Origin of the sequence: Paraclostridium sp. MRS3W1 (genome assembly GCF_032465715.1) — a bacterium.
Lineage (GTDB): Bacteria > Bacillota > Clostridia > Peptostreptococcales > Peptostreptococcaceae > Paraclostridium > Paraclostridium dentum.
In genome coordinates, this window is the sequence record NZ_JAWDJM010000028.1 from 1 (window position 1) to 5138 (window position 5138).

Annotated in this window: 3 protein-coding genes and 1 pseudogene; all 4 read left to right on the forward strand. The window is 25.8% G+C overall.

All coding sequences use genetic code 11. The features are described 5' to 3' along the window. The coding region (mutS, locus tag RWY47_RS02185; RefSeq protein WP_316030227.1) for a DNA mismatch repair protein MutS at positions 1-1584 on the forward strand (1584 nt) is incomplete at its 5' end. A gap of 61 nt (positions 1585-1645) precedes the next feature. Further along, positions 1646-3691, forward strand: a pseudogene (gene mutL / locus RWY47_RS02190) (DNA mismatch repair endonuclease MutL). Between the two features lie 16 nt (positions 3692-3707). After that, the gene (gene miaA, locus RWY47_RS02195; protein WP_021431111.1) at positions 3708-4649 is read left to right on the forward strand and encodes a tRNA (adenosine(37)-N6)-dimethylallyltransferase MiaA; all 942 of its coding nucleotides are present in this window, start codon (positions 3708-3710) and stop codon (positions 4647-4649) included. 57 nt (positions 4650-4706) lie between these two features. Next, entirely contained in the window at positions 4707-4976 is a 270-nt protein-coding gene (gene hfq / locus RWY47_RS02200) for an RNA chaperone Hfq (protein WP_224170194.1), read from the forward strand. Positions 4977-5138: the final 162 nt, after the last annotated feature.

Here is a 5138-nt window from a genome sequence, read left to right on the forward strand (position 1 = left end):
ATATATGATTTAATAGATAGTGCAATACTTGAAGATCCATCAATAACAATAAAGGATGGAAATATAATTAAATCTGAATTTAACGATGAACTAAATTCTTTGAGAGATATATCTAAAAATGGGGCCTTTATGATAAAGGAGATAGAAAATAGAGAAAAAGAAAAAACGGGAGTTAAATCTTTAAAAGTAGGATTTAATAAAGTATTTGGATATTATATAGAAATAACAAAAGCAAATTTAGCTAATGCAAATATAGATGAAACATATATCAGAAAGCAAACATTAAGTAATGCGGAAAGATATATAACTAGTGAATTAAAAGAAATAGAAGATAAAATTTTAAATGCAGAAGATAAAATTAAAAATTTAGAGTATGAGATTTTTGTAAATATAAGAAATAACATATATAAAAATATAGATAGAATTCAATCAGTTGCAAAGATAATAGCTAATATAGATGTATTTGTATCATTAGCAACTGTTGCTTATATAAACAATTATGTAAAACCTATAATTAATGAAAGTAATAAATTAGATATAAAAAATGGACGCCACCCTGTTGTTGAAAGTATAGTTGGAGAAGAAAATTTTGTACCTAATGATACGTATTTAAATCAAGGTGAAAATATTATAAATATAATTACAGGTCCAAATATGGCTGGTAAATCTACTTATATGAGACAAACTGCAGTAATAGCATTGATGGCTCACATAGGATCATTTGTTCCAGCAGAATATGCTAATATACCTATTTTAGATAGAATATTTACGAGAGTAGGAGCTAGTGATGATTTAGCTCAAGGGCAGTCTACTTTTATGGTTGAAATGACTGAAGTTTCTCAAATACTTAAAAATGCAACAGATAAAAGTTTAGTTATATTAGATGAAATAGGACGAGGCACTAGTACTTATGATGGAATTAGTTTAGCTTGGTCTATAGTTGAATATATTCAGGCAAATATAAAATGTAAGACTTTATTTGCTACGCACTATCATGAGTTAGTAGAATTAGAAGATGAGTTTTATGACGTTAAAAATTATTCTGTAGCAGTTCAAGAAAACAATGATGGAATTGTATTTTTAAGAAAAATAATAGAAGGTGGAGCTGATAAGAGTTATGGTATATATGTAGCAGAACTTGCAAAGCTTCCACAAAAAGTTATTGCTAGATCAAAGGAAATATTAAAAGATTTAGAGAAAAATCATATTCAACAAGATTTAAGCACTGCTATTAATATTAAAGAAAAATTAGAAAGTAATGAAAATAAGATAAATATAAAAGTATACGAAACTTTGCAAAATGAATATGAAAGTTTCAAAGAAAATATAAGTGTTAAAGAAAATGACTATAATTTGAATATAGGAAAGCTAAAAAGTGAAATAAATAAGCTTAGAAAAGAAAATAAAGAACTTAAAGAAAATGCTGTAGAAGATGAGGTTGCAGTTACTCAAATATCTTTTGGTTCTGTTTATGATGAAAGCTTAGTGGACGAAATTAAAAAATTAGATATTTTAAATATGACTCCATTAGATGCTATGAATGCTTTATATAGCCTACAAACTAAGGCTAAAAAGGCTAAATAAGTCATTAAATAAGACTTATTAAAAAATATATAAATTTTTATCTATGAAATGAGGTGAATATATGGCTCGAATTAATATATTAGATGAAGTTACTATAAATCAACTTCAAGCTGGTGAAGTTGTAGAGAGACCATCTTCTGTAGTTAAAGAACTGGTTGAAAACTCGATAGATGCTCAAAGCTCTAAAATTATAGTTGAAATAGAAGATGGTGGTAAAAAATTAATTAGAATAACTGATAATGGAAATGGAATTGAATCTAGCGAAGTTGAAAAAAGTTTTTTAAGACATGCAACTAGTAAGATAAAACAAATAGATGATTTATATGATTTATACTCTTTAGGATTTAGAGGAGAAGCTTTAGCATCTATTGCATCAGTTGCTAAAATTGAAATGATTACAAAGCATAAAGATGAGCCAGTAGGAACTAAAATTACAGTAGAAGGCGGAAAAATTATATCAAAAGAACCAATAGGAACTAATAATGGTACGACGATTATAGCTAGGGATTTATTTTTTAACACTCCTGTTAGACAAAAGTTTTTGAAATCAACGCATGCAGAAACTATAAATATTAGTGATTTAATAAACAAGTTAGTTATAGGTAATCCTAAGGTTAGCATTAAATATATAAATAATAAAAAAACTATGTTAAATTCACCTGGGGATGGTAAGCTTATAAACACTATAAGAAGTATTTATGGAAAAGATATAACTGAAAATTTAATAGAGTTAAATCATGAAAGTCAGTTTTTTAATGTAAGTGGATATATAGGAAACAATAATGTTTATAGAGCTAATAAAAACCTTCAACATATATATATAAATAAACGTTATGTTAAAAGTAAAATTATATTAGATGCTATAAGTGAAGGTTATAAATCTTTAATACCTATAAATAAGCATGCAGTTTGCTTTTTAAATATAGAGATAAATCCATCTAAAATAGATGTAAATATACATCCTACAAAGCTAGAGCTTAAGTTTGAAAATGAACAACAAATATATGTAGAACTTAAAGAGTATATAAGAAAGTCATTAATTAGGTCTAACTTGATAGGAAAATATGAAACTTATGATAATGTTGAAAAGAGAGATTTAAAAAAGGTTAATAATTTGGATAACAGTTTGACTCATAATAAAAATCAAATTAGCTCAGAAAATATAAATCAAGGTATATTAAACAACTTAGAGAAAGAGTATAAAAGTCAGACATATACATTTGAAGAGTTAGACGAAAGAAAAGAATTGGAAAAGAAGATTAATACTAAAGATTTAAATAATAAAATAAACAAAATAGATAAAGATGAAATTGTATTAATAGATGAGACAATAGATTTGAATAAAGTTTATAGTTTTAATGATTTAGTAGAATTAGAAAAAAAAGAAGAAAATAAAAGTTTAAAAAGTAATGAAGATGATACTTTAAATAATAAACCTATAATTAGTGAAAGTTTAATAAAAGAATCTGAAAGTGTATATACAGAAAAAAATGAACAAGTAGAGTTTAACAATAATGATAAAAATAAATTTTCATTAAATGAATATATAGTTATAGGTACTATATTTAAAACATATATAATACTTCAAAAAGGAAGTCATATGTACTTGCTAGACCAACATGCAGCACATGAAAGAGTACTATTTGAAAAATATATGGATAAATTTTACAATATGGATATTAACATGCAAATGTTATTAGATCCAATTGTTTTAGAACTAGCAACGACAGATATGCTACAAGTTGAAAATAATATAGATTTATTTATGAAATTTGGTTTTGAAATAGAGATATTTGGCAAAAATCATATAATGATAAGATGTGTACCTACTATATTTGGAACACCGGAATCTGAAAAATTTGTTTTAGATATAATTGATAACATAGATGAAATAAAAAATAATTATGAGTTAAAAGGTGAAAAATTCGCATCGATGGCTTGTAAAGCAGCTATAAAAGCTAATGATAGTATATATGATGAAGAAATAAACAGTTTATTAAACCAAATTGAAATGTGTAAAAACCCTTTTACATGACCTCATGGCAGACCGATATTTGTAGAAATATCAAAAACTGAGATTGAAAAAATGTTTAAACGAATTATGTAAGAAAGAAGGGGAGCAGATGAAAAAGATACCTTTAGTCATACTGACAGGGCCAACTGCAGTTGGAAAAACAAACTTATCAATACAATTAGCTAAAAAAATGAATATGGAAATAATATCAGCAGATTCTATGCAAATATATAAATATATGGATGTGGGAAGTGCAAAAGTTACAGAAGATGAGATGAATGGCGTAAAACATTATTTAATAGATGAGGTTACTCCGGACTATAGTTTTTCTGTATCTGAATTTCAAGAAAGAGCTAATGATTATATAAATCAAATTGTAAAAAAAGGGAAACTACCCCTTGTAACTGGTGGGACAGGCCTTTATTTAAATTCTCTTATATATAATATGGATTTTGCAAAATCAGATGCAGACAATGAGTTAAGAGAAATGTTAAGAGTAGAGCTTGAAGAAAATGGAATCGACTACATGTATGAAAAGTTAAAGTCTCTTGATGAAGAAGCTGCAAATAGAATTCATAAAAATAACACAAAAAGAGTTATAAGAGCCATTGAAGTTTGTATGAGTGGCAAAAAAATGAGTGACTTTAGCAACGATTTAAAATTAAATGAAAAGTATGAACCAATAATAATAGTTTTAAATAGAGATAGAGAACATCTATATAGAAGGATTAACAAACGAGTTGACATAATGATAAGCCAAGGTCTTGAGGATGAAGTTAAAACTCTTTTAAATATGGGGTACTCAAGTGATCTAGTATCTATGCAAGGAATAGGATACAAAGAAATAATTAAATATCTAAATAATGAATACACTTATGAAGAAGCCATAGAAATAATAAAAAGGGATTCAAGAAGGTATGCTAAAAGACAACTAACATGGTTTAGGAGATATGAAAATGCTAAGTGGTTTGATTTAGATAACTACAATGATGAAAAAATACTTTTAGACGATGTAATTAGTTATATTGAAAAAAAGGTAAATGTTGTGTAATATAGAATATAATATATATAATAAATTTGATAAATCATTTTGGAGGGTATTAATCTAATGAAAAATACAGTATTAAACTTACAGGACTTATTCTTAAATAATGCAAGAAAAGAAAGAATACCTGTAACAATATTTTTAATGAATGGAGTTCAAGTTAAGGGGCACGTTAAGGGATTTGATAGCTACATAGTATTATTAGAAGGAGAAAACAAGCAGCAAAATCTTATATATAAGCATGCAGTATCTACTATAATACCAGGAAAACAAATAAACTTTAACAATAATAATAATCAAGGATACAATAAAAATTATCAAGAAAACAAATAATTGAATATAAAATAAAAAAGACTTGAGAGTATTTAAATCTCTCAAGTCTTTTTTTATCTGATTTTATATGTGATAAAGTCACAGAACTATACTCCTACTTTAAATATAATAAAATTATAAGATTATAAAAACTAAAGTTATTACTTTAACAAAATATAATAT